Below are 24244 nucleotides of genomic sequence, written 5' to 3' on the forward strand. Positions count from 1 at the left end.
GGCAGGGAGGCGCGCTGATGATCTTGTCCGACACGCAGAGCCAAATCCGGGACCTTGCGCGCGATTTCGCACGCGAACGACTGGCGCCGGGCGCCGCCGAGCGGGATCGAACCCACAGCTTTCCGCGTGACGAACTGAAGCAGATGGGCGAACTCGGCCTTCTCGGCATGCTGGTGCCGGAAACGTATGGCGGCTCCGATACGGGGACGGTCGCCTACGCCGCGGCACTCGAAGAGATCGCCGCCGGCGATGGCCCCTGCTCGGCGATCATGAGCGTCCATAGTTCCGTTGGTTGCGTTCCCATCCTCAAATTCGGAAACGAAGAGCAGAAACAGCGCTTTCTTCCCAGGCTTGCCGCAGGCGAATGGATTGGCGGCTTTGCGCTCACGGAGCCGCAGGCAGGCTCCGACGCCTCCAATCTACGCACCCGCGCGCGCCGTGACGGCGATCACTACGTGCTTGACGGCGCCAAGCAGTTCATCACCTCGGGTAAGAACGGGCAGGTCATCATCGTATTCGCGGTGACGGATGCGGCGGCCGGCAAAAAGGGCATCACCGCCTTCATCGTGCCGACGGACACGCCGGGATACGAGGTCATTCGCGTCGAGCACAAATTGGGCCTGCACGCCTCCGACACCTGCCAGATCGCCTTCAACGACATGCGCATTGGCGCGGACCTTCGCCTCGGCGAGGAAGGCGATGGCTACAGGATCGCGCTCGCCAATCTCGAAGGCGGTCGGATCGGGATAGGGGCACAGGCCGTCGGCATGGCGCGCGCGGCTTATGAGGCGGCACGCGACTACGCCCGCGAACGGACCGCTTTCGGCAAACCGATCATCGAGCATCAGGCCGTCGCCTTTCGTCTCGCCGACATGGCGACACAGATAGAGGCGGCGCGGCAGCTGGTGTTTCATGCAGCAGGCCTGCGCGAGGCGGGACTGCCTTGTCTCTCCGAGGCGTCGATGGCCAAGCTCTTCGCATCTGAAATGGCCGAGCGCGTCTGTTCCGATGCGATCCAGATCCACGGCGGCTACGGCTATATGAGCGATTACCCCGTCGAGCGCATCTACCGGGATGTCCGCATTTGCCAAATCTACGAGGGAACGAGTGACGTGCAGCGCATGGTGATCGCCCGCAATCTATAGGGAGACGACGCCGTGTCGATCCTGAGGAGAGGATCGATGCGAGCGGAGGAGGAAGATAGGAAATGCCAGACAGTCAACGACTGAGCCTGTACGTCCCCGAACCCGCCGTTCGCCCTGGCGGTCTACCCGATTTCTCCAACGTCAAGATCGCCAAGGCCGGCGCCGTGCCACGCCCGGAGGTCGATGTCGCCTCCGAAGACATCCGCGACCTCGCTTACTCGATCATCCGCGTGCTCAACCAGCAGGGCGAAGCTGTCGGCCCCTGGGCGGGATTGCTCTCGGACGAAGCGCTTCTGACCGGGCTGCGCAACATGATGAAGCTGCGCGCCTTCGACGCGCGCATGCTGATGGCGCAACGCCAGGGCAAGACGTCCTTTTACATGCAGCATCTTGGCGAAGAGGCTGTCAGTTGCGCCGTGCGCAAGGCGCTGAACAAGGGGGACATGAATTTCCCGACCTATCGGCAGGCCGGCCTCCTGATCGCCGACGACTATCCGATGGTCGAGATGATGAACCAGATCTTCTCCAACGAGAACGATCCGCTGCGCGGGCGGCAGCTGCCGATCATGTATTCCTCCAAGGAGCATGGCTTCTTCACCATATCAGGCAACCTCGCCACCCAATATGTCCAGGCCGTCGGCTGGGCGATGGCGTCGGCGATCAAGAACGATACACGCATCGCGGCCGCCTGGATCGGCGACGGTTCGACCGCCGAGTCCGATTTTCACTCGGCCCTCGTCTTCGCCTCGACCTACAGGGCGCCGGTGATCTTGAACATCGTCAACAATCAGTGGGCAATCTCCACCTTTCAAGGGATCGCGCGCGGCGGTTCCGGCACGTTCGCCGCTCGCGGGCTCGGCTTCGGCATCCCGGCGCTGCGCGTCGATGGCAACGACTATCTCGCCGTCTACGCGGTGGCGCGCTGGGCGGCGGAGCGGGCGCGACGCAATCTGGGGCCAACGCTGATCGAATATGTCACCTACCGTGTCGGCGCCCACTCGACCTCCGACGATCCCAGCGCCTACCGGCCGAAGACCGAGTCTGACGCCTGGCCGCTTGGAGATCCCGTGCTTCGGCTGAAGAAACATCTGATCCTCAAGGGTGTGTGGTCCGAGGAGCGTCACGTGCAGGCAGAGGCCGAGATCCTCGACGAGGTGATTGACGCGCAAAAACGCGCCGAGGAACACGGTACGCTGCATGCCGGCGGCAAGCCTTCGGTGCGGGACATTTTCGAGGGCGTCTACGCCGAGATGCCGCCGCATATCCGCCGGCAGCGGCAGAAAGCGGGGTATTGATATGGCGCGCATGACCATGATCGAGGCGGTGCGCAGCGCCATGGATATCTCGATGGCCCGGGACGATGACGTCGTCGTGTTCGGCGAGGATGTCGGCTATTTCGGCGGCGTGTTCCGCTGCACCCAGGGGCTTCAGGCGAAATACGGCAAGACGCGCTGCTTCGACACCCCGATCAGCGAATCCGGCATCGTCGGCACGGCGATCGGCATGGCGGCCTATGGGCTGAAACCCTGCGTCGAGATCCAGTTCGCCGATTACATGTATCCGGCCTACGACCAGATCACCCAGGAGGCCGCGCGCATTCGCTACCGCTCGAATGGCGATTTCACATGCCCGATCGTGCTCAGGATGCCGACGGGCGGCGGGATCTTCGGTGGGCAGACGCACAGCCAGAGCCCGGAAGCGCTGTTCACCCATGTCTGCGGCCTGAAGGTGGTCGTCCCCTCCAACCCCTATGACGCCAAGGGGCTGCTCATCGCCGCGATCGAGGACCCTGATCCGGTGATGTTTCTCGAACCGAAGCGGCTCTACAACGGCCCGTTCGACGGTCATCACGAGCGCCCTGTCACGCCATGGTCGAAACACGAACTCGGCGAGGTGCCCGAAGACCACTATGCGATCCCGATCGGCAAGGCGGAGATCCGCCGCGCCGGAACAGGCGTAACGGTCATCGCCTATGGCACGATGGTGCATGTGGCGCTCGCGGCGGTCGAGGATACTGGCGTCGACGCCGAGGTGATCGATCTGCGCAGCCTGCTGCCGCTCGACCTCGACACGATCGTGCAATCCGTGTCGAAGACCGGCCGCTGCGTCGTGGTCCATGAGGCAACGCTGACCTCGGGCTTCGGGGCCGAGATCGTGTCGCTGATCCAGGAGCATTGCTTCTACCATCTGGAGGCACCGATCGTGCGCGTCGCGGGCTGGGACACGCCTTATCCGCATGCGCAGGAGTGGGATTATTTCCCCGGTCCCGCGCGCGTCGGACGGGCGCTTCGCGAAGTGATGGAGGCGTGAGGATGGGCGAGTTCACGATCAAGATGCCCGATGTCGGGGAAGGTGTTGCCGAAGCAGAACTGGTCGAATGGCACGTGAAGGCCGGTGATCCGGTTCGCGAGGACATGGTGATCGCGGCCGTGATGACCGACAAGGCAACGGTCGAAATCCCGTCGCCGGTCAGCGGCACGGTAACCTGGCTCGGCGCCGAAGTGGGAGACACCGTGGCCGTGAAGGCGCCGCTGGTGAGGATAGAGACAGCCGACAGAGGTGGAGATGACGCTCCGACGCCCGCTCAGCCGGCAGCGCCATCGGTGACCGGGACCCCGTCCGCCGCTGCCAGTGAAGGCGAAGCGCCTGCCCGGCCGCAGCCGACGCAGGCCAACAAGCAACCGCTTTCCCAGCCAGCAACCATCGTACCGCATGACAAGCCGCTGGCATCGCCGTCCGTCCGTCTCTTCGCCCGCGAAAGCGGGGTCGACCTCAGGCAGATATCACCGAACCGTCCGGATGGACGCATTTTGCGCAAGGACGTTGAGCAATATCTCGCGCGCGGTGCGTCTTCGCTTGCGGTACCAGCCCAATTCGCGAGGAATACGACGACCGAGGACGTCAAACTGACCGGCATGCGGCGGCGGATCGCCGAGAAGATGTCGCTCTCCACCTCGCGCATCCCGCACATCACCTATGTCGAGGAAATCGACATGACCGCGCTGGAGGAGCTTCGGGCGACGATGAACCGGGATCGCAAGCCGGAGCATCCGAAGCTGACGATCCTTCCCTTCCTGATGCGGGCCATCGTCAAGGCCGTCGCCGACCAGCCGGATCTCAACGCCACCTTCAACGACGATGCCGGCATCCTCACCCGATACGGCGCCGTTCACGTCGGCATCGCCGCGCAAACGCCCGCCGGCCTCGTCGTGCCGGTCGTGCGCCACGCCGAGGCACGCACGATCTGGGACTGCGCCGGCGAGATGGCGCGCTTGGCGGAGGCGGCGCGCAACGGAACCGCGACGCGGGACGAACTGACAGGCTCCACCATCACCATCAGCTCGCTCGGCGCGCTTGGCGGGATCGTCACGACGCCTGTCATCAACCACCCGGAGGTCGCGATCATCGGCGTCAACAAGATTGCCACCCGCCCCGCCTGGGATGGGACGCAATTCGTGCCGCGCAAGATGATGAGCCTCTCCTCCAGCTTCGACCATCGCATCATCGATGGCTGGGATGCGGCGACCTTCATCCAGCGCATCCGCGTGCTGCTTGAAACACCGGCGCTGATTTTCATTGAAGGTTGAAGGCGATGAAAGAGATCATCTGCAAATTGCTGGTCATCGGCGCCGGACCCGGCGGTTACGTCTGCGCGATCCGCGCCGGTCAGCTGGGCATCGACACCGTGATCGTCGAAATGGAAAAGCCAGGCGGCACCTGCCTCAATATCGGCTGCATTCCCTCCAAGGCGATCATCCATGCCGCCGACGAATTCGACGCCGCACGCCGGATGGCGAGCGGTCGAGACCCGCTTGGCATTCGAGCCGAAGGCGTGACGATCGATCTCGCCAGGACCATCGCCTGGAAAGACGGCATCGTCGGGCGTCTCACTGGTGGCGTTGCCGCCTTGCTGCAGAAGGCGCGGGTGAAGCAGGTCCATGGTCGGGCGCGGTTCCGCGACGGGAAGACCGTGGAGGTCGAGACGGAAACCGGCGCACAGCTCATCCGCGCGGAGAGCATCGTGATCGCGACGGGCTCCGAGCCGGTGGAACTGCCTGGCCTTCCATTTGGTGGAAGGGTGATCTCGTCCACCGAAGCGCTGGCGCTGCAAAGCGTGCCGGAGAGACTGGTGGTCGTCGGCGCCGGCTATATCGGCCTCGAACTCGGCACGGCCTTCGCCAAGCTGGGCTCGTCGGTCACCATCGTCGAGGCCACCGGCCGGATGCTGCCGCAATACGATGCTGACCTTGTCCGCTCTGTTGCAAAGGCGCTGAAGGAGCGCGGCATCGAGCTCCATCTGATGGCCAAGGCAAAAGCGCTGTCCGATGCCGAGGAAAGCTTGATCGTCGAGCAGGCGGATGGCCGCGAGATGAAACTGCCGGCTGACTGCGTTTTGGTGACCGTCGGGCGTCGGCCGAGAACAACAGGCGCGGGATTGGAAGAACTCGATCTCGATCGCGCCGGGCCGTATCTGCGCATCGACGACCGGTGTCGCACGTCGATGCGCGGCGTCTATGCCATCGGCGACATCACCGGCGAACCGATGCTCGCGCACCGCGCTATGGCGCAGGGCGAGATGGTGGCGGAGATCATCGCCGGCCGGCCGCGCAGCTGGGATAAGCGCTGCATTCCCGCCGTCTGCTTCACCGATCCGGAAATCGTCAGCGCCGGACTGTCGCCCGAGGAAGCGCGCGCGCAGGGCTATGAGATCAGGGTCGGACAGTTCCCGTTCTCGGCCAATGGACGCGCCATGACCATGCAATCCGAGGATGGCTTCGTGCGTGTTGTGGCGCGCGCCGACACCAATCTCGTGCTCGGCCTGCACGCGGTCGGTCGTGGCGTTTCCGAATTGTCGGCGGCATTCGCGCTGGCGATCGAGATGTGCGTTCGCCTCGAGGATATCGCCGGAACGATCCACGCCCATCCGACCCGCAGCGAAGCGGTTCAGGAAGCCGCGCTGAAGGCGCTTGGGCATGCCTTGCACATGTGAGGGATGGCACGGCCGAAATTCGAGTGCTGTCGCCTGCGCCTACGACCGTCGCTCGTCAAGCACCGTCTCGGCTTCATCGCGGCTCATGCCGAGAACAGAACGTCCCAATTCGAAGCCGAAGCCGTTGCGGGCGAAGGCGGACATTTCCTTGTTGTAGCGCTTGTCGTCGGCTTCCTCGCGCCGGAAAGGGCCGAAGGCGCGTTTACGGGCGAAGTTGATCGCGGCGACGAGATCGTCACTCTCCTCGAGCGCCATGACGGCTGTCTCGCGGTCGATGCCTTTGATCGCGAGCTTCTGCGCCATGATCCGCTTCGACCGGCCGCTGCGCACGCCGGAGCGTACGCTGATCTCGGCATAGACGGTATCGTTCAACCCGCCCTGCTCATAACCGAACTTGACCGCGAGATCGGCGAGCGCCTTGATCTGAGCTTCGGATATGTCCTCGAATTTCTGCCGCGCCTTGCGCGAGATCGCGTCGGCCAATTGCTTTTCGGTCATCATCTGCCGGCCGAGGCGGTAGATGGTCGAGTTGCGCGCCCAGCTTTGCATGCGGGTGGTGGGCATATCGGATTGCGTGTCTTCGTCGGCCATGACGTTCCGGATCGCTCACGGAATCGCCCGGAGCAGGTCTGCCCAGTTAAAGCCATCCGGCGGAGATTTCCAGCCGCGAGCTGCTCACGGCCGCCTCAGGCGACGTGCAGGACTTCCGCCGACAGAAGCAGAAGGAAGGTATCGTCATCAAGCCGCTCGGCGATCTCGCCGGTATCTGTCACGTAATCGGTACGCGGGCTTTCGCCGACATCCAGCGCCAAACGCGACGTCAGGATCTGCTCGATAACAACGTAATGCGCGCCCGAACTGCTCTCACAGTGAAAGCGGTTGGTCTCTTTGTACTGCGCCATGATCAAGTTCCTCAAGAAATGACCGTCACGCCCACAATACTTGGCAGCCACCCGCCGATAGTCAAGAACAGCCGCCCTACCCAATAAGTTTTCTGTTAACAGAAATATCGGAACCGTGGCGCGCGCCGGACACACTCCGCTCAGTGCGCGGGCTGCTGCTTTGCCCTCGCAACGATCTGCGTCGGATTGACGAACTGCAGCGCGATCACCAGCCAGAACAGCGTCGTCACCATATAGACGACCGCCATGGCATCGATCGACTGTCCGGCCCGCACGCCGGAAGCAAACACGGCATAATAGAGCGACACGACAAGGGTCTGCGTGGTCGGTCCGGCAATGAGGAAGGTAAGCTCGAACATCGCGATCGTGCGAACCAGCACCAAAAGCAGCGCTGCCAGCATTCCCGGCAAGAGCAGCGGCAGCAAGATGCGCAGGAACAGGCTGGCGGTGCCTGCGCCGAAGACACGGGCGGCGGCCTCTATGCGCGGGTCGATCTGCTCGATGAAGGGGATCATCACCAGCACCACGAAGGGAAGCGACGGCACGACGTTGATGAGAACGACGCCCCAGAAGGTTCCGCCAAGCCCAAGCTGGTAGAGCACCGTCGCCAGCGGGATGCCGTAGGTAAGCGGTGGAATGAGCAGCGGCAGAAGGAAGAGCAGAATGACCACGCGCTTGCCGGCGAAGTCGCGGCGCGCCAGGGCGTAGGCGGTCATCACGCCGAGAATGCCGGAGATGATGACGACGGTGAAGACGATCTCGAAGGTGACGAGGACGACGCTGGAGAGCTGGAATTCCTTCCAGGCACTGAAGTACCACTTGGTTGTCCAGCCGGCCGGCAGCCAGGTGCCGAGCCATCGTGTCCCGAAGGAATTGACGACGACGGCGGCGATGACCGCCAGGAGATTGAGGACGAAGAGCGTGGCCAGCGCCCATATGGCGAAACGCCAGATCTTCGAGGTCAGGCCTTGGTCGCGGATCATGGTCAGCCTTTCGTGCCGCCGGCGGGGCCGCGGTAGAAGAATGAGCGTGCGCCGAGGACGGCCAGCACCACCGCCAATTCGACGCCGCCCATGATGAGCGCGATCGCCGAGCCCAGCGAATGATCATATTGCTCGAACGCGGCCTGATAGGCGGCAATCGAGATGACGCGAGTCGGGCCCGCCGGCGCGCCGAGCAGCACGGCCGATGGGAACACCGCAAATGCCTGGACGAAAGCCAGGCAGAAGGTCACCGCAAGCCCCGGCACCAGCAGCGGCAGGAACACGCGCAGGAAACGCTGCCGGGGGCCCGCTCCAAGCGTGGCGGCTGCCTGTTCGATCGCCGGATCAATGCCGGTGATGTAAGACAGCGTCAGCAGGAAGGCGAAGGGAAAGCCGGTGATAAGCAGCGATGCGAAGACGCCCCAGTAGTTGTTGGTCAGCTTGATCGGATTGTCGATGATGCCGATGATCAACAGCGTTTGGTTAAACCAGCCACGCGGCCCGAGAAATGTCAGCAACCCCTCAGCGACGAAGACCGTGCCGAGCGTAATGGGCAGCACGAGGATGGTCGTCAGCAGGCGTTGCCGGCGCATCAGGCGGACGCGAAAGGCCACCGGCACGGCGAAGGCGAGATTGATGATCGTGACCGGCAGCGCCAGCCAGAGCGTCGCGCCGATCGTGTTGTATTGAAAGGGATCGCTGAAGAACTTGGCGTAGTTGGCGTACCACGCGCCGTCCTTCGGGGTCAGCGAATCCACGACGCCGTAGAGAAACGGATAGACGAACAGCGCGATCATGAAGCCGAGGCCGGGGATGATCAGCATGGTGGTGCCGTCGAAGCCACGGGCGGCCAGCCGCGTTCGAAGCGATGGCGCGCTCATCGTGCGCTATCCCCGAACAGGAGCGCCCTGCCCGCGACCGGCTTCAGCCGCGTCGCCGTTCCGCGCGGCAAGGCGTCGTCGGCCCTAAAATAGAGGTCGGACCCATCGGCGGAACGTGCCAGCCCGAAGAAGGCGCGGCCGCGGTATTCCATGCTTGAAACGGTGGCGGCGATGCCCTCGTCGGCGGCGACCAGATCCTCGGGTCGGACGGACAGGATGGCGGCATCGCCGGTCTTGAGCGGCGTGCGCATCGTGCCGGTGATGCGCGCGCCCGCGACATCGATCTCGGCCTCCTCGCCTGAAACCGAGACGACCTTGCCGGAAACGCGGGTTCGAAACCCCATGAAGTCGGCAACGCCGACATTGACGGGGCGCTGATAGAGATCCTGAGGAGAGCCGATCTGCTCGATATGCCCCTGGCTCATCACCACGATGCGGTCGGCGAGCGACAGCGCCTCGTCCTGGTCATGCGTGACGTAGATCGTCGTCGAGCCGATCTGATCATGGATACCGCGTATTTCGGCGCGCATCTCCAGACGCAGCTTGGCGTCGAGATTGGAAAGCGGCTCGTCCATGAGCACGATCGGCGGGCGGATGACGATGGCGCGCGCGATCGCCACGCGCTGCTGCTGGCCGCCGGAGAGCTGCCCGGGCAGCTTCTCCGCCTGGCTTTCCAGCCGCACCAGCGCCAGAGCGTCGTTGATCCTCTTGTCGGCTTCCGGCCCCTTGATGCCCTGCATGGTCAGCCCGAAGCCGACATTCTTGCGCACACTCATATGCGGGAAAAGCGCGTAGCTCTGAAACACCATCCCGAACCCGCGACGCTCGGGCTCAAGCTGGTCGATGCGTTTTCCGCCCAGACGGATCTCCCCGCCGGATAGCGCCAAGAGGCCGGCGATGCAGTTGAGCGCCGTGGACTTGCCGCAGCCCGACGGGCCGAGCAGCGCCACGAATTCACCGGGCTCGATCGCAAGGTCGATACCATCGAGCGCGTTGTAGGCGCCGAAGGAACGGCTGAGCCCATCGAGTTCAAGACGCGCGGTGCCGCGCGAAGAGGCCACCGTATTCGCTACCGAGTTCAAACCACTCTCCGTGTCAGGATGGAATTGGCCGGCACCGGCTATCGCAGCCAGCGCCGGCGACAAGCTGGATCACCCCTTCTTGGAGCCGATCTTTTCGTCCCATATCCGGAAGGCTTCGACGAGCTGCTTCGGCTCGAGCGGCACTTCCAGCGGATTGTTGGCAATCCAGTCGGCATATTCCGGCCGGCCGAACTCCTTGATCGTGTCCTGGCTTTCTTGCGGCGCCATGTCGATCGTCACGTCCTTGACGGCGGGGCCGGGATAGAAATAGCCGGCGTCATAGGCGATCGCCTGCTGCTTCGGCTGCAGGATGTAGTTCAAGACGTCGATCAGCACCGCGATCTTCTCGTCAGAGACGCCCTTGGGGATAACGGCGTAGTGCGCATCCGTCACCCAATGGAAGCCTTCCAGCTTCTGCACCTTCGCTTCGGCCGGAACGATGCCGAGCGCGCGCGGGTTGATATCCCACCCCGTGGTGGACACCACGATGTCGCGCGTCCCCTCACCGAGCTCCTTCATCACCTGGCCGGTGCCGGTCGGATAGTATTCGATGTGTTCGCCAAGCGCCGCCAGATACTCCCAGGTCTTCGCCCAACCATTGACGGGATCGCGGGGATCGCTGTCCTTGAGCAGATAGGGCAGCCCCATCAGGAAGGTGCGGCCGGGACCGGAATTCGCCGGACGGGCGTAGATGAAGCGGTTCTTGTTCGCCTTTGCCCATTCCAGCAGCTCGGGCGCCGATTTCGGCGGGTTGGCGACCTTGTCGGGCATGTATTCGATCAGCGGGCCCGAGGGATAATAGGTGATGACGACGCCCTGATCCTTGGCGAGGGCCTGCATCTTGAATGCCTGCGGCTGCAAAATCTTCTCGAAGTCGGGAAGGGCCGCCTTATGCGCGGACAGGTCGAGCCAGAGGCCCTGGTCGAGACCAGCCGAAAGCGCATCGGTTCCCGTCAGCACCAGGTCGATATCGACCTTGCCGGCCGCCTGCTGCGCCTTGATCTTGCCGGGAAGCTCGGGGGCCGGCGCTTTGGTGAATGCGAACTTCGAAACCCAGTCGGACTTTTCGGATGCGTAGGCTTCGAACATGCCCTGCGTCAGCGCCAGATTGCCGGCGACGTCGGCGATTGTGATGGTCACCGGGCTCGCGGGCTTCTTGGCCTGCGCCCAGACCTTGACGGGAAGCATGGCGGCAACGGCAGCGCTTGCCGCGGTTCCGACGAATGTTCTGCGGGTAAATTTCATGCTGTCTCTCCTCCTCTTGTGGCCGCACGGAGCACAACAAATCCGTGCAACTGCGTATCCTGATCCATTTTCGCGGTCGGATTTTCTGGCCTGCTTTTTTGGAACCTCCTGAATTCCCTGCCAAAAACACCGTTCCTCCGCGGTGGATCTTGGCAGCCATGTTTAATTGATATACTAGTATTCACATTCAAGTCAACGTTAGGGCACTACATGCATCCAGCCGCAGCCACCGCCACTCCCGACCTTTCGGCACAGGCCGAGCGGCCGCCCAAGCTGCGGCGCGTTACTACGGCGGACGCGATTTTCGAACGGCTTTACGACGACATCGTCTCCCTGAAGATGCCGCCCGGCATGGCGTTGCAGGAAAAGCGGATCGCCGAGGATTTCGCGGTCAGCCGGACGCCCGTGCGCGAGGCCTTGCTTCGGCTTTCGGAAGGTGGGCTGGTTGATATCTACCCGCAGTCGGGCACCGTCGTGTCGCGCGTGCCGGTATCGGCGATCCCCGAGGCGGTCGTTGTGCGCAAGGCGCTGGAGGGCACCACGGTCGAGCGCGCCGCGCAGATAGCCTCGGCGCCCGATCTGTCCCGCCTCGACGCCATCATCACGCGCCAGAGAGCACTCTCCATCCTGGGCGACACCTCGGGCTTTCACGAAGAGGATGAGGCCTTTCACGAGGCGATCGCGCAGATTGCCGGCTATCCCGGCATCTGGGGCATCCTCAAATCCGTCAAGGTACAGATCGACCGTGCTCGGCGGCTGACACTGCCGGTGCTGGGCCGCATGGAGAATGTGGTGGGCGAGCACGCGGTCATCCGTGACGCGATCGCCGCGCATGACGTGGAGGCCGCGCGCGCGGCGATGACGCATCATCTGAGCGCCGTCATCCCCGACGTGGCGGAGCTGCGTACGCGCTATCCCGATTATTTCTGCTGACGAACAGCAACAGCAAAACAAAAGGCATGGAAGGAGGAAACAGATGCGGCAGGGTTGGAGATGGTTCGGACCGGACGCACCGGTCGCTCTCGACGAGGTGAGACAAACCGGGGCGACCAACATCGTGTCATCGCTGCACCAGGTGCCAATCGGCCGTGCATGGACCGAGGCCGAAGTGCGCGAGCGGCAGGCGATGATCGAGACGACGCCATCAGCGCGCTCGCCGCTCACCTGGTCGGTCGTCGAAAGCATTCCCATTCCGGACGCGGTGAAGCGCAAGGGGGGGCAGGCCACGGCGGAGATCGAAGCATGGATCGCCAGCCTTGAGGCGGTCGCGGCCTGCGGCATCCCGATCGTCTGCTACAATTTCATGCCCGTCGTCGACTGGACACGGACCGACCTCGACCACGAGATCGACACCGGCGCGACGGCGATGCGTTTCGACCACGAGAAGTTCGCCGCCTTCGATCTTTTCATTCTGCAGCGCGACGGCGCCGATGCGGCCTACTCGCAGGAAGACAAGGCGCGCGCCCGCATCGCCTTCGAGTCCATGTCGGAAAGCGACATCGCCGACATCACCCGTAACATCACCTCGGCCTTGCCGGGCTCGACGACAGAGCCGCTCACCATTCCTGAATTTCGCGACAGGCTCGCCGCGTATGCCGGCATCGATGCGGCGCGACTGCGCCAGCATCTGATCGAATTTCTCGAAGCCGTGGCGCCGGTGGCGGAAGCCCGTGGCGTCAAGCTGACGCTTCATCCCGACGACCCGCCCCGCTCCCTGTTCGGCCTGCCGCGCATCGCGTCCACCGCCGAGGATTATGCAGCGCTGTTCAATGCGGTCCCGTCTCTGGCTAACGGCATGTGCTACTGCACCGGCAGTCTCGGCGTACGCGCTGATAACGACCTGCCCGCCATCGCGCGCCGGTTTGCCTCGCGCATCCACTTCGCGCATCTGCGTGCGACCAAACGCGAAGGGGACGGCCGCAGCTTCCACGAAAGCGCTCACCTCGAAGGCGATGTCGACATGGTTGCCGTGCTGAAGGAGCTGGTCGCCGAGGACCGCAATCGCAAGTCAGACGAGACGATCGTTTTCCGCTCCGACCACGGCCACCGGATGCTCGACGACCTCAACAAGACCACGACGCCGGGCTATCCGGCGATCGGTCGCTTGCGAGGGCTCGCCGAGCTTCGCGGCATCCTGCACGCACTGGGCGCGCCGCCGACCTGACGAAAGCGTGTGCACCTTTCACAGAGAGGTGGTGATGCCGCCATCGACATAAAGGGTGTGGCCGTTGACGAAGGAGGATGCCGGCGCTGCCAGAAACACGGCGGCGCCGATCAGCTCGTCGATATTGCCCCAGCGTCCGGCGGGCGTCCGCTTTTCCAGCCATGCCGTGAATTCCTCGCTATCGACCAAGGCCTGATTGAGCGGCGTATCGAAATAGCCGGGCGCGATGGCGTTCGCCTGCAGGCCGTGTTTGGCCCAATCGGCCGACATCCCGCGCGTCAGGTTCTTCACCGCACCCTTGGTTGCCGTATAGGGGGCGATGCCCGGACGCGCCAATTCGCTTTGCACGGAAGCAATGTTGATGATCTTGCCGCGGCCGCGCGCGATCATATGCGTCGCGACCGCCTGGCTGACATAAAAGACGCTGGAAATGTTGGTGCGCAGCAGCTGATCCCATTTGTCTGACGGAAACACATCGAGCGGCGCGCGAAACTGCATGCCTGCATTGTTGACGAGGATGTCGATCGGCCCGATATCGCGCTCGAGGCTATCGACCGCGCTCTTCACCTCGTCATGATCCGTGACGTCGAAGGCAGAGACATGAACATCGTGCCCGGAATCCGACAGACCCCGCGCCGCCGCGGCAAGCTTGTCCGCGTCGCGGCCGTTGATCACGACCGAGGCGCCGTGCTCGGCCAGACCGCGCGCCAGCGTCAGCCCAATGCCTTGCGACGATCCGGTCACCAGCGCGCGCTTGCCTGTGAGGTCGAACAACGGGAATGTCATGCCGGGTCTCCATGCAGCCTGATCCGGTCTACATGAGCGCGAAACGCCGATGCGGCAAGTCCTGCTTGCGCCAGACCATCGAACGCCATCGACATCAGCACCGCATCAGAACGACAGATCGAGCGCCCTGCCCTCGAACAATCGGTCGCGAGATCCTTCGAGATGTGACCGCATCAGGTCGCGCGCCTCTTCGGCGCGGCCGTCCGCGATGGCCTTGTAGATGGCGTTGTGCTCCTGGAAGACCTGCTCGAGGCCGGGCCTCGGCCCCAGCAAGGACAACCCGTGGAGATGCATGCCGACCGCGATATGGGCTTTGAGCGCATCGATCGAGGCCGTGTAGTAATGGTTGTTGGCGGCTTCCGTCACGGCGCGGTGGAAATTGAAATCCGCGTCGGTCCTGTGCAGTTGATGGCTCGTGGCTTCTCTGAGATCGGCAAGCGCCGAGGCGATTTTCTGGATCGCGGCCTCATCGCGGCGCTTGGCGGCGAAGAAGGCCGCGGCCGGCTCGATCGTCAGGCGGAACTCGTAGCAGCGCTGGATATCGGCGATCGTCTTGACCGGCGAATAGGAAAGATGGGTCGTCGGCGAACTGTTGGCGCTGACGAAGGTGCCGGCGCCCTGGCGGGCGTAGACCATGCCCTGGTCACGCAGCTTGGCCAGCGCGTCGCGGACGATCGGCCGGGAAACCCCGAGCATGGAGGCAAGCTCGTGCTCGCCGGGGAGCCGCGAGTCCGGCGGATAATTCCCGGCACGAATGCGTTCCTGCAACTGATCGAACACACGGTCCACCAGCTTCATCGGCTTGCCGCGCTCCGGCTTCGGCGCCGGCGTTGCCGGCGCACCGTTTGCTTCATCCACGTCCATTCTCCCCGCAGGCATTGTTTCAGGCCGCCTGATTCTGAGAAATCAGTCTTAGCAAACTATCGGGTTTCCCAAAGCCCCCCGACTTTACCGCACAACGGAAATGGCGACCATCGGCGGCCGTCACGTCGAACCAGGGTATCCCCGCCTCTATTTCCCCCTTCGGCAGCAGCGTGCGAACGCCGAGCGCCCTAAACACCGCCAGAGCCGTGTCGCCACCGCCAACCATCAGCATATCGGGATGCGTCCGTTCGATCGCCGATCTCACGCCCCTGGCGAAGCGATCGGCAACGGCGACCGCGTCCTCCGATATGTCGCCGGTGCAGCATAGCAGTGCAGGCAGGTCCAGCGCTTCAGTCTGGTCGAGCGCACCCATCGGCGCCGCGATCGAGGCACGCAGAGACCCCGACGCCTCGAGCCGGGCCATTTGCGCGCCGGTGATCGGATCGCGTGAGCCGAATGCGAAGAGCGTATTGCGCGCCGGGTCGAACGCCGTTACCGAGCCACGTCCGCGGCGAAGATGACGGGCAAAAGCGCTGCCGAGTCCGCGGGCGCCAACGGCTAGCGTCGTCGTCCAATCATGCGCTGAGACGAGCTGGTCGAGATCCGCATCGCTGCTTGCGTCTGCGATCACAACCCGATCGGCACTGCCGTCGAAAAGGGCGGCAACCGACAACGGCACCTCCACACCGCGTCCGACCACATGGCCGTCACGGGTGAAACGCTCCTGGTCGGGAATGGCGGGGGCGACCGCTACCTCGCGATGGCCGAAGATGGCGGCAATGGCGGCACTTTCGGCCGCGACATTGCCCTTCAGCCGGGAATCGATTTTCTTCAGCACGATGTCGGGATGTGCGGCAAGAAGAGCGCTGGCCGCGAGGCCGGCCCTTCTCGCCGCTTCCCCCTCCGGGAGGGCGCGCGAGGCGGTGTTAACAACTGCCACCTCGCAACCGGTCGCCAGAGCGTCCTCGATGGCCTCGATCTCGATCGCCACGGCAACGGAAAGACCGGCGTCGACGAACGGGGTTCCCGTGTCGAGCGCGCCGGTCAGATCGTCTGCGATGATCGCGACCTTCAGCGTCATGCAGTCTGTCCCGTGTTCACCGCGTGGCAGGCGACGAGGTGGCCGGGCTTTGCTTCCTTCCACTCCGGCACGACCTTGCTGCATACATCCATGGCGATCGGGCAGCGCGAATGGAAGCGGCAGCCGCTGGGTGGGTTAAGCGGGCTCGGCACGTCGCCTTGGAGGATCTGCCGTGTGCGGGTGCGTTCAAGCTCCGGATCGGTTTCCGGAACGGCCGATAGCAACGCCTTGGTGTAGGGGTGCAGCGGGTTTTCGAACAGCTCCTCACGGGTCGCGAGCTCCGCCAAACGCCCGAGATACATGACGCCGACGCGGGTGCTGATATGGCGCACGACGGCGAGGTCGTGAGCGATGAACAGGTAGGTCAGCCCATATTTCTCCTGCAGGTCGAGCAGCAGGTTGATGATCTGCGCCTGGATCGACACGTCGAGCGCCGAGATCGCCTCGTCGCAGACGATGAACTTCGGCTGGCAGGCAAGCGCGCGGGCAATGACGACACGCTGGCGCTGACCACCGGAAAGCTCGTGCGGATAACGCTGCGCGAAGCGGGTCGGCAGGCCGACGTCGGTGAGCAGCGCCGCGACGCGGTCGTTCAACTCGGCCTTGGAGCAGAGCTTGTGGAAAAGGATCGGCTCGCCGACGGCTTCGCCGATCGTCATGCGCGGGTTGAGCGTGGAATAAGGGTCCTGGAAGACGATCTGCAGGTCGCGACGGAAAGGCCGCATCTGCTTTTCATCCAGCGTCGCCAGATCCTGCCCCTTGTAGACGACTTTTCCGGATGTCGCCTTGTAGAGGTTGAGGATGGTGAAGCCTGTTGTCGACTTGCCGCAGCCGGATTCGCCGACGAGCGAGAGCGTCTCGCCTTCCATGATGTCGAGATTGACGTTGTCGAGCGCATAGACGGTGGCCGAGCGTTCGCCGAAGGCGCCGAGCTTGACGTGGAAATGCTTGACGAGGTTTTCGACCTTGAGCAGCGGTTGGGCACCCATCACGCGGCCTCCTGCATTTTCTGGACGACGAAGCAGGCGGTGCGATGGTTTCCAGCGCCTGAAATGGGCTCGAGTTTCGGCACACGCTCGTGGCAGACGGCTTCCGCCAGCGGACAGCGCGGGGCAAAGGGGCAGCCCTTGGGACGGCGGCCGGGTTCCGGCGGCGTGCCGCCGATCGAGCTCAGACGGCTTGCCGGCGCATCCGACAGCTTCGGGATCGAAGCGAGCAGGCCGCGCGTGTAGGGGTGGCTCGGGCGAGCGTAGAGTTCGTCGACGGGGGCATCCTCGACCACCGTGCCGGCATAGAGCACGGCGACGCGATCGACGAGACCGGCGATCAGCGCCAGGTCGTGGGTGATCCAGACGACCGACATGCCGAGCTTGGCGCGCAGATCCTTCACGAGATCGACGATCTGCGCCTGGATGGTGACGTCGAGCGCCGTCGTCGGTTCATCGGCGATCAGAAGCTTCGGATTGCAGGCGAGACCGATCGCGATCATCACGCGCTGGCGCATGCCGCCGGAGAGTTCGTGCGGATAGGCCTGCAGTCGCTCTTCCGGGCCCGGAATGCCGACGAGGCGCAAAAGCTCGACGGCGCGGGTGCGTGCCTCGGCCTTCTTCATGCCGCGGTGGTAGATCAGCGGCTCGCAGATCTGGTCGCCGATACGCATCACCGGGTTGAGCGAGGTCATCGGGTCCTGGAAGACGAAGCCGATATCGCCGCCGCGCACCTTGCGCAGTTCCCTGTTCGACATCTTCTGCAGGTCGTGACCATCGAAGCTCGCCGAGCCCTTGGTGACCTTGATCTTGTTCGGCAGAAGCCGCATCAAGCTCAGCATGGTCAGGCTCTTGCCGCAGCCGGATTCGCCGACGACGCCGAGCGTCTCGCCCTTGTTGACATGCAGGTCGATGCCATCGACCACGACCGCCGGGCCGTTTCTGCCGTCGATCTCGACGGTCAGGCCGCGGACATCGAGCAGTTTCTCATTGGATCGCGTCGTGTTCATTATTTGGAACCCCGCGGATTGAGTGCATCGTTGAGGCCATCGCCGAGGAAGCTGAAGGCGACCGAGGCAAGGCCGAGGACGGCGGCCGGGGCGGCCAGCAGATGCGGATAGTGCTGCCAGACACGCAGGCCGTCGGAGATCATGTTGCCCCAGCTGGGTGTGGGCGGATTGACGCCGACGCCGAGGAAGCTGAAGGCGCTTTCGAGCACCATGGCCGTGCCGAGACCGGCGCTGACCGAGACGATCAACGGGCCAAGCGCATTCGGAATGACGTAGCGCTTCATGATGACCCAGTTCGACAGGCCGAGCGCCTGCGCGGCGGTGATATAGGGACGGCCGCGGATCGACAGGACCTGGGCGCGGACGAGACGCGCATAGGGCGGCCAGGAGATCAGCGCCATCGAGCCGAAGACCAGCATGAAGTCGACCCACACGGTCTGGCGATAGAAGGGATTGAGGGTCGCCAGATACTGCGCTTCCATCCAATTGGCGATCGGCGCCTTCAGCGAAGCGTTGATGACGACAACGAGAAGCAGATTCGGTACCGACATGGTCATGTCGGTCAGCCACATGATCACGCGATCGAACGGATTGCCGAAGAAGCCGGCGATGGCGCCGAGCAGCGTGCCGATGAAGACCGCGATGACGGTGACGATGACAGCGACCAGGAAGGCCGTGCGGGTGCCGAAGACGACGCGGCTGAAGACGTCGCGGCCGAGATCGTCGGTGCCGAAAAGATGCGTCAGCGACGGGGTGGCGTTGCGGGCCTGCAGATCCTGGCTCAGATAGTCATAGGGTGTCAGATAAGGGCCGAAGATCGCGGTGAAGGCGAGTATGGCCACGACGATGAGCCCGAAGACGGCGAGCTTGTTGCGCTTCAGTCGATACCAGGCGTCGCGCCACAGATTGACGGGCGCCTCTTCCTGTTGGGCGACTGGAGAGAGAGGGATAGCGGACATGGTCAGCGGCTCCTTCTTGCATCGTTGGCACGCGGATCGAGTAGCGGATAGAGAACATCGACCAGGAGGTTCGACATCATCACCAGGAAGGATCCGATGAGCGTGATCGCCAGAATGACGGGATAGTCGGAATTGGTCAGCGCCTGCACGGTCAGGCGGCCGAGACCGGGCAGACCGAAGACGAGCTCGACGAAGATCGCGCCGTTGACGATGGTGATCATGATAAGGCCGAGCTGCGTGACGACGGGTGTCAGCACCGGGCGCAGGATATGGCGCAAGGCTACCACCATTTCAGGCACACCCTTGGCGCGGGCGGTGCGGACGAAATCCTCCGACAGCACCTCGATGACGGCAGCGCGCGTCTGGCGCACGATCAGCGCGATCGGCTGGAAGGAGAGGACGATCAGCGGCAGCAGGATGCGCACGTCGAAGACGCCGCCCCAGCCATAGGGAACGCTGACACCAGGCAGGAGAACGATGAGACCGACCATCAGCAGCGGGCCGGCGACATAGGCCGGGATCGCCCAGAGGAAGAGCGCCGATCCGAGGATGGCATAGTCGAGGCGGCTGTTCTGGTTCATCGCGGCGATCATGCCGAGCGGAATGGCAATGACCGTCGTCAGGATGATGGAACAGAGCGCCAGCTTGAAGGAAACGGGAGCGGCGGCGGAGACCATCGCCCAGACCGAGCGGCCCGAGGTCAGCGAATTGCCGAACTGCCCATGCAGGAGGTTCCAGATGTAAAGGCCGAACTGCTCGATGAAGGGCCTGTTCAGGCCGGCACTTTCGCGGATGGCTTCGATGCGCTGCGGATTATAGGCGACATCGCCGGGTGCACGCAGAAAGATCAGCTTGATCGGATCGCCAGCACCATAGAAAGCCAGCGCATAGACGGCCAGCATTACGATCAGGACTGACGGAATCCAGATGGCAAACCGGGTTAGCACGTAGCGTAACAAGGTCACCTCCCACCGGTTGGTAGACACGTTTCCGCGGCGATGCGGACATGCGATGTCTTCTTGAAACTTGCGCGAAGGCCTTGCGGTCTTCGCGCGGTTGCTAATTTGCCCAGAATCCGATTACGGGCGGGCTATCTGTTCGTAGGTTTCTGAGCGGCTCAGCCGATCGAAATGTCCCAGGGCGCCACGACCTGCCAGTCGAGGTTCTTCTCCATGCCCTTGACCTCCTTGGTGGCCCAGCGCGACATCGCCTGAGAATACCACGGAATGAAGGCCCAATCCTCGCGGAATGCCTTTTGGGCATCCTGTGCGAGCTTGATGCGATCGGGATCGTCGGCCGCCTTGGTCGCTGCTTCGGCGAGAGCGGAGTCCACCTTCTCGTTCTTGTAGCCGCCAAGCTTGTTCTGGGCGTTGGACGAGGTCGAGGCAATGCAGCCGGCGAGATAGGATACGGCGTCAGGCACGCGGGTGCCGACGTCGTCGCGGAAGATCTGCACCGAGTTCTGGTCCGGACCGGCGTAGGAGTCCTGCTGCGGCTTCATGTCGACGGCGGTAATGCCGAGGTTCTGCCGCCACTGTTCGGCGATGAACTGCGCCGCGGCCTGAATGGCCGGAGCGGAGATACCGACGAAGAGGATCTTCGGCAGGCGCTCAGGCCCGCCATAGCTGGATTCGGCGAGCAGCTTCTTGGCGGCGGCCGGATCGTAAGGATAGGGCTCGAAGCCGGAATTGTCGGCGCCAGGCACCGAGTTCAGGATCTGATCGGCCTTCTTGTGCGGACCATCGGGATAGGAGGCCTTGAAGAGACCGTCACGGTCGATTGCCATGATCAGCGCCTGGCGAACCTTCGGATCGTCCATCGGCGCGCGGGTGACGTTGAACCAGAAGTGCTGGCTGGTCGGGATCAGCGGGCCGGCGGAAAATTCAGGGCCGAGGTCCTGGATGATCGTCGAGGTGACCAGCTCGGTGTGTGCGTTGAACTCGCCGGACTTGATCAGCGACGTCGCGGTGACGTTGTCCTCGATCGAGGTGATTTCGATGCGCGCCAGCTTCGGCTTCGGGCCGAAGAAGTTCTCGTTCGGCTCGAACACCAGCTTGCCGGCGTCGATATCGATGCTGGTGAGCTTGAACGGGCCAGAATAGACGGCGCTGCTGTCGGGCTTGTACCAATCCACCACTTCCTCGCCGTCGCTGCCGCGAGACTGCGCGGCCTTGGTGATCGGCGCGATGTGGTTTGCAAGGCGCATGAAGAATATCGGGTCGGCTTCCGTCAGCGTTACGACAACCGTGCCCTCGTCAGGCGTGGCAACGCCCGTCAGCTCGTTGCCGGAACCGGCGCCGATTTCCTTGTAGCCCTGAACCTTGCTCAGCACCTGGTCGGCGCGCTGGCTCTTGGTATTGGGCATGGAAGCGACTTCCCATGAGCCCTTGACGTCGGCCGAGGTGATCTTGCTGCCGTCCGAGAAGACGGCCTTGGGGTCGATCTTGAAGGTCCAGACCTTGTTGTCCGATGATTCCCAGCTGGTGAAGACGTAAGGCTTGATCTTGCCTTCGCTGTCGAAATACATCGGCGAGGCCCACCAGATCGAGTTCCAGCGGAATGGAACGCCGCCGCCGCGTAGTGGCGACCAATCCTGGTTGAACGCCGGGTTGGCCACCTTCAGAACCTGGCCGTCCTGGGCGAGCACGATGCGCGCATTCAGGCCGAAAATCGTCAGGCCGACGCCTGCGGCCAGACTGAGCTTCAACGCCTCGCGACGCGACATTCCTTTATTTTCGCTGTTAGTCCGATCAGTCATTCCATCCTCCCATGACAAAATCGATGACGTCTCCATCTTTCGCTCCATCCCGAAAGTGCGTCATGACATGGCGCTGACACTCGCTCGATAATGTAAATATGTCAACAGAAATTAATTCAACAACACGCCGGCAAAACGCACAAAAATTTTTCTTATTAAATTTCAAACGCTTAAAAAATTCGATCGATTGAAATGCGCTTTATCATATTGACAACATGCGGAACGAGGATGAGAAAACCCGCATCTTGCAGGGCTGGACTTCCCGCCTTTTGCCGCCATTTGCGGCGTTCATCCGAGGAGGACGACATGAACAATCACAAGATCACCGGTGTCTATAGTGCAGCCGCCACCCCCCTCAATGCCGACGGAAGCCCGGATCTCGGCCTCTTCACCGAGCATTGCCAGCGCCTGCTTTCGGAAGGATGCCACGGCGTGGCGCTTCTGGGCACCACGGGCGAGGCGAATTCCTTTTCGTCGAGCGAGCGCAAGGCGATCCTCGAGGCGGCACTGAAGGCGGGGATCCCCGCGGACAAGTTGTTGCCAGGCACCGGCGTCGTCGCCATCCAGGAGACGGTGGAGCTGACCAAGCATGCCCTGTCGCTCGGCGTGACGAAGGTCGTGATGCTGCCGCCCTTCTACTACAAGGGCGTCTCCGACGACGGCCTGTTTGCCGCCTATTCCCAGATCCTGGAGAAGATCGCCGACAACAGGTTGCAGGTCATCCTCTATCATATTCCGCAGGTTTCAGGCGTTCCGCTGTCGGTGCCGCTGATCGGACGACTGATCGAAGCCTTCCCTGAAACGGTCGTCGGTATCAAGGAATCGGCGGGCGATTTCAACAACATGCAGGCAATCATCGCCGCCTACCCGGGTTTCTCGGTTCTTGCGGGCGCCGATCCGCTGCTGCTGCCATTGTTGAAGGCAGGCGGCGCCGGCTGCATCACGGCAACCTCCAACCTCGTCGCGGATTCGCTGCGCACCGTCTATGACAAGGTGCACGACGAAAGCAGCGCCGACGCAGTCGAAACCGCGCAGGCGCGCATCAACGCCTACCGCACGCTGTCCAATTCCTACGTCCAGATCCCGACCATCAAGGCGATGGTCGGCCTGAAGACCGGCAACCCCGCCTGGAAGCGTACGCGCGCACCGCTGATGCCGATCAGCGACGCGGATTACGCATCGCTTGCCGAAGCCTACAAGACGCTGCCGTAAGGAGGACGACATGGCCTTCACGGGTTTGCAGCCGGATGCCGTTCCGGCCCTGATGACGGGTGAAATTACCGCCAATCGCAGCGAAAGCGGACGTTTCGACGCCTACCTACCCTCCCCCTGCATCCAGAACCATGCGGCCAATCTGGCCTTCCTGCCGGACGGGACGCTGACCTGTGTGTGGTTCGGCGGCACGATGGAGGGCATGGGCGACATCTCGATTTACATGTCGCGCCTGGTGCCCGGCTCAACGCAATGGTCGCAACCGGAGAAAATGTCCGACGATCCCGCAAAGTCCGAGCAAAATCCATTGATTTTCAATGCTCCTGATGGAAATGTCTGGCTGCTTTACACCTCGCAGACATCTGGAAACCAGGACGGCTCGGTTGTCAAATGTCGGATATCCAGAGACGGCGGCCTTACCTTCGGCGACGTCCGAGTGCTGTGCGATCTTCCCGGCACGTTCGTTAGGCAGCCCATTGTCGTCAACAGCGCCGGCACCTGGCTTCTACCCGTCTTTCGCTGCGTCGGACTGTCCGGCGAGCGTTGGACGGGCGACGCCGATACCGCGGGCGTACTGATCTCGCGCGACGCCGGGAAAAGCTGGGCGATGACCGAGGTGCCCGACAGCGTGGGCGCTGTTCACATGAACATCGTGCCCTTGCCGAACGGTGAATTCGTCGCCTTCTATCGCAACCGCTTCGCCGAATCGGTATTGTCCAGCCGCTCGCGTGACGGCGAAAGCTGGAGCGCGCCGGAGCCGATCGACCTGCCGAACAACAACTCGTCCATCCAGGCAACCAAGCTGAAAAATGGCGACATTGCAATGGTTTACAACCACTGTAATGCCTCGATGTCCGACGCCCGGCGCCTGTCGCTCTATGACGAGATCGAAGGCGACGAGGAAACCGCGTCCGCCGCAGTCGAGCCGCACCAAAGGCGCAAGGCGATCTGGGGCGTGCCGCGCGCGCCGCTTAGCCTCGCCTTTTCGGCGGATGGCGGCCACAGCTTTCCGCGCCGGATCGACCTCGATACCGGCGATGGCTACTGCTTGAGCAACAACTCGAAGGATGCCGTCAACCGCGAGTTTTCCTACGCGTCGATCACCCAGGGGGCCGATGGCACGGTGCATATCGCCTACACGTACTATCGCCGCGCGATCAAGTATGTGCGGCTGTCTCCCGACGCGCTCGGCTGAC

General features: G+C 63.2%; 23 protein-coding genes. 9 read left to right on the forward strand and 14 right to left on the reverse strand.

The genetic code is table 11. From position 1 onward, the window contains the following. Positions 1 to 17 precede the first annotated feature (17 nt). The 5 genes from GGQ67_RS00370 to lpdA all read left to right on the forward strand — a co-directional run bounded on the left by GGQ67_RS00370 (position 18) and on the right by lpdA (position 6135). The gene (locus GGQ67_RS00370; protein WP_183898205.1) at positions 18 to 1145 is read left to right on the forward strand and encodes an acyl-CoA dehydrogenase family protein; all 1128 of its coding nucleotides are present in this window, start codon (positions 18 to 20) and stop codon (positions 1143 to 1145) included. A gap of 62 nt (positions 1146 to 1207) precedes the next feature. Next, the gene (locus tag GGQ67_RS00375; protein WP_183898206.1) at positions 1208 to 2440 is read left to right on the forward strand and encodes a thiamine pyrophosphate-dependent enzyme; all 1233 of its coding nucleotides are present in this window, start codon (positions 1208 to 1210) and stop codon (positions 2438 to 2440) included. Between the two features lies 1 nt (position 2441). After that, entirely contained in the window at positions 2442 to 3455 is a 1014-nt protein-coding gene (locus GGQ67_RS00380) for an alpha-ketoacid dehydrogenase subunit beta (RefSeq protein ID WP_183898207.1), read from the forward strand. Positions 3456 to 3457: 2 nt separating this feature from the next. After that, the gene (locus GGQ67_RS00385; protein WP_183898208.1) at positions 3458 to 4732 is read left to right on the forward strand and encodes a dihydrolipoamide acetyltransferase family protein; all 1275 of its coding nucleotides are present in this window, start codon (positions 3458 to 3460) and stop codon (positions 4730 to 4732) included. Positions 4733 to 4737: 5 nt separating this feature from the next. Then, positions 4738 to 6135: a dihydrolipoyl dehydrogenase gene (lpdA, locus tag GGQ67_RS00390; RefSeq protein WP_183898209.1), complete on the forward strand. Its 1398-nt coding sequence runs from the start codon at positions 4738 to 4740 to the stop codon at positions 6133 to 6135. 39 nt (positions 6136 to 6174) lie between these two features. Here the strand turns inward: lpdA and recX are convergent, their stop codons facing one another. The 6 genes from recX to GGQ67_RS00420 all read right to left on the reverse strand — a co-directional run bounded on the left by recX (position 6175) and on the right by GGQ67_RS00420 (position 11228). Further along, positions 6175 to 6726 (reverse strand): recombination regulator RecX, encoded by a 552-nt coding sequence (gene recX / locus GGQ67_RS00395; RefSeq protein ID WP_183898210.1) that lies wholly within the window; start codon positions 6724 to 6726, stop codon positions 6175 to 6177. 95 nt (positions 6727 to 6821) lie between these two features. Beyond that, entirely contained in the window at positions 6822 to 7037 is a 216-nt protein-coding gene (locus GGQ67_RS00400; protein ID WP_183898211.1) for a hypothetical protein, read from the reverse strand. 140 nt (positions 7038 to 7177) lie between these two features. After that, entirely contained in the window at positions 7178 to 8020 is an 843-nt protein-coding gene (locus GGQ67_RS00405; protein ID WP_183898212.1) for an ABC transporter permease, read from the reverse strand. 2 nt (positions 8021 to 8022) lie between these two features. After that, positions 8023 to 8901 carry an ABC transporter permease gene (locus GGQ67_RS00410; protein ID WP_183898213.1) on the reverse strand — a complete coding sequence of 293 codons (879 nt, stop codon included), beginning with the start codon at positions 8899 to 8901 and terminating at the stop codon, positions 8023 to 8025. After that, positions 8898 to 9983, reverse strand: coding sequence for an ABC transporter ATP-binding protein (locus GGQ67_RS00415; protein ID WP_183898214.1), 1086 nt, complete (start codon positions 9981 to 9983; stop codon positions 8898 to 8900). Before GGQ67_RS00415 ends, GGQ67_RS00410 begins: the two co-directional genes overlap by 4 nt. A 69-nt stretch (positions 9984 to 10052) precedes the next feature. Next, a complete protein-coding gene (locus tag GGQ67_RS00420; RefSeq protein WP_183898215.1) occupies positions 10053 to 11228 on the reverse strand; it encodes an extracellular solute-binding protein in 1176 nt (391 codons plus the stop codon). A 210-nt stretch (positions 11229 to 11438) separates the two neighbouring features. Here GGQ67_RS00420 and GGQ67_RS00425 point away from each other — a divergent pair, with 210 nt between their 5' ends. Beyond that, positions 11439 to 12161 carry a GntR family transcriptional regulator gene (locus GGQ67_RS00425; protein WP_183898216.1) on the forward strand — a complete coding sequence of 241 codons (723 nt, stop codon included), beginning with the start codon at positions 11439 to 11441 and terminating at the stop codon, positions 12159 to 12161. 43 nt (positions 12162 to 12204) lie between these two features. Continuing rightward, positions 12205 to 13392 carry a mannonate dehydratase gene (gene uxuA, locus GGQ67_RS00430; protein WP_183898217.1) on the forward strand — a complete coding sequence of 396 codons (1188 nt, stop codon included), beginning with the start codon at positions 12205 to 12207 and terminating at the stop codon, positions 13390 to 13392. Positions 13393 to 13410: 18 nt separating this feature from the next. Here uxuA and GGQ67_RS00435 read toward each other — a convergent pair whose 3' ends face one another. The 8 genes from GGQ67_RS00435 to GGQ67_RS00470 all read right to left on the reverse strand — a co-directional run bounded on the left by GGQ67_RS00435 (position 13411) and on the right by GGQ67_RS00470 (position 21836). Next, on the reverse strand, positions 13411 to 14178 hold the full coding sequence (locus GGQ67_RS00435; protein WP_183898218.1) for an SDR family oxidoreductase: 768 nt from the start codon (positions 14176 to 14178) through the stop codon (positions 13411 to 13413). A gap of 105 nt (positions 14179 to 14283) precedes the next feature. Then, positions 14284 to 15042, reverse strand: a complete 759-nt coding sequence (locus GGQ67_RS00440; protein ID WP_183898219.1) for a FadR/GntR family transcriptional regulator — start codon at positions 15040 to 15042, stop codon at positions 14284 to 14286. Between the two features lie 19 nt (positions 15043 to 15061). Continuing rightward, positions 15062 to 16123 carry a four-carbon acid sugar kinase family protein gene (locus GGQ67_RS00445; protein ID WP_183898220.1) on the reverse strand — a complete coding sequence of 354 codons (1062 nt, stop codon included), beginning with the start codon at positions 16121 to 16123 and terminating at the stop codon, positions 15062 to 15064. Further along, positions 16120 to 17112, reverse strand: a complete 993-nt coding sequence (locus GGQ67_RS00450; protein ID WP_183898221.1) for an ABC transporter ATP-binding protein — start codon at positions 17110 to 17112, stop codon at positions 16120 to 16122. Before GGQ67_RS00450 ends, GGQ67_RS00445 begins: the two co-directional genes overlap by 4 nt. Beyond that, positions 17112 to 18119: an ABC transporter ATP-binding protein gene (locus GGQ67_RS00455; RefSeq protein WP_113362685.1), complete on the reverse strand. Its 1008-nt coding sequence runs from the start codon at positions 18117 to 18119 to the stop codon at positions 17112 to 17114. Before GGQ67_RS00455 ends, GGQ67_RS00450 begins: the two co-directional genes overlap by 1 nt. Then, positions 18119 to 19078, reverse strand: coding sequence for an ABC transporter permease (locus tag GGQ67_RS00460; protein WP_183898222.1), 960 nt, complete (start codon positions 19076 to 19078; stop codon positions 18119 to 18121). Before GGQ67_RS00460 ends, GGQ67_RS00455 begins: the two co-directional genes overlap by 1 nt. A 2-nt stretch (positions 19079 to 19080) precedes the next feature. Beyond that, a complete protein-coding gene (locus tag GGQ67_RS00465; RefSeq protein ID WP_183898223.1) occupies positions 19081 to 20037 on the reverse strand; it encodes an ABC transporter permease in 957 nt (318 codons plus the stop codon). Between the two features lie 158 nt (positions 20038 to 20195). Beyond that, positions 20196 to 21836 carry an ABC transporter substrate-binding protein gene (locus tag GGQ67_RS00470; RefSeq protein WP_183898224.1) on the reverse strand — a complete coding sequence of 547 codons (1641 nt, stop codon included), beginning with the start codon at positions 21834 to 21836 and terminating at the stop codon, positions 20196 to 20198. Between the two features lie 306 nt (positions 21837 to 22142). Here GGQ67_RS00470 and GGQ67_RS00475 point away from each other — a divergent pair, with 306 nt between their 5' ends. Together GGQ67_RS00475 and GGQ67_RS00480 are read left to right on the forward strand one after the other, a co-directional pair. Beyond that, complete coding sequence (locus tag GGQ67_RS00475) at positions 22143 to 23048, forward strand: dihydrodipicolinate synthase family protein (protein ID WP_183898225.1); 906 nt, start codon at positions 22143 to 22145, stop codon at positions 23046 to 23048. Positions 23049 to 23058: 10 nt separating this feature from the next. Beyond that, positions 23059 to 24243 (forward strand): sialidase family protein, encoded by a 1185-nt coding sequence (locus tag GGQ67_RS00480; RefSeq protein ID WP_183898226.1) that lies wholly within the window; start codon positions 23059 to 23061, stop codon positions 24241 to 24243. Position 24244: the final 1 nt, after the last annotated feature.

The organism is Rhizobium metallidurans, from assembly GCF_014196505.1.
Taxonomy (GTDB): Bacteria; Pseudomonadota; Alphaproteobacteria; order Rhizobiales; family Rhizobiaceae; genus Rhizobium; species Rhizobium metallidurans.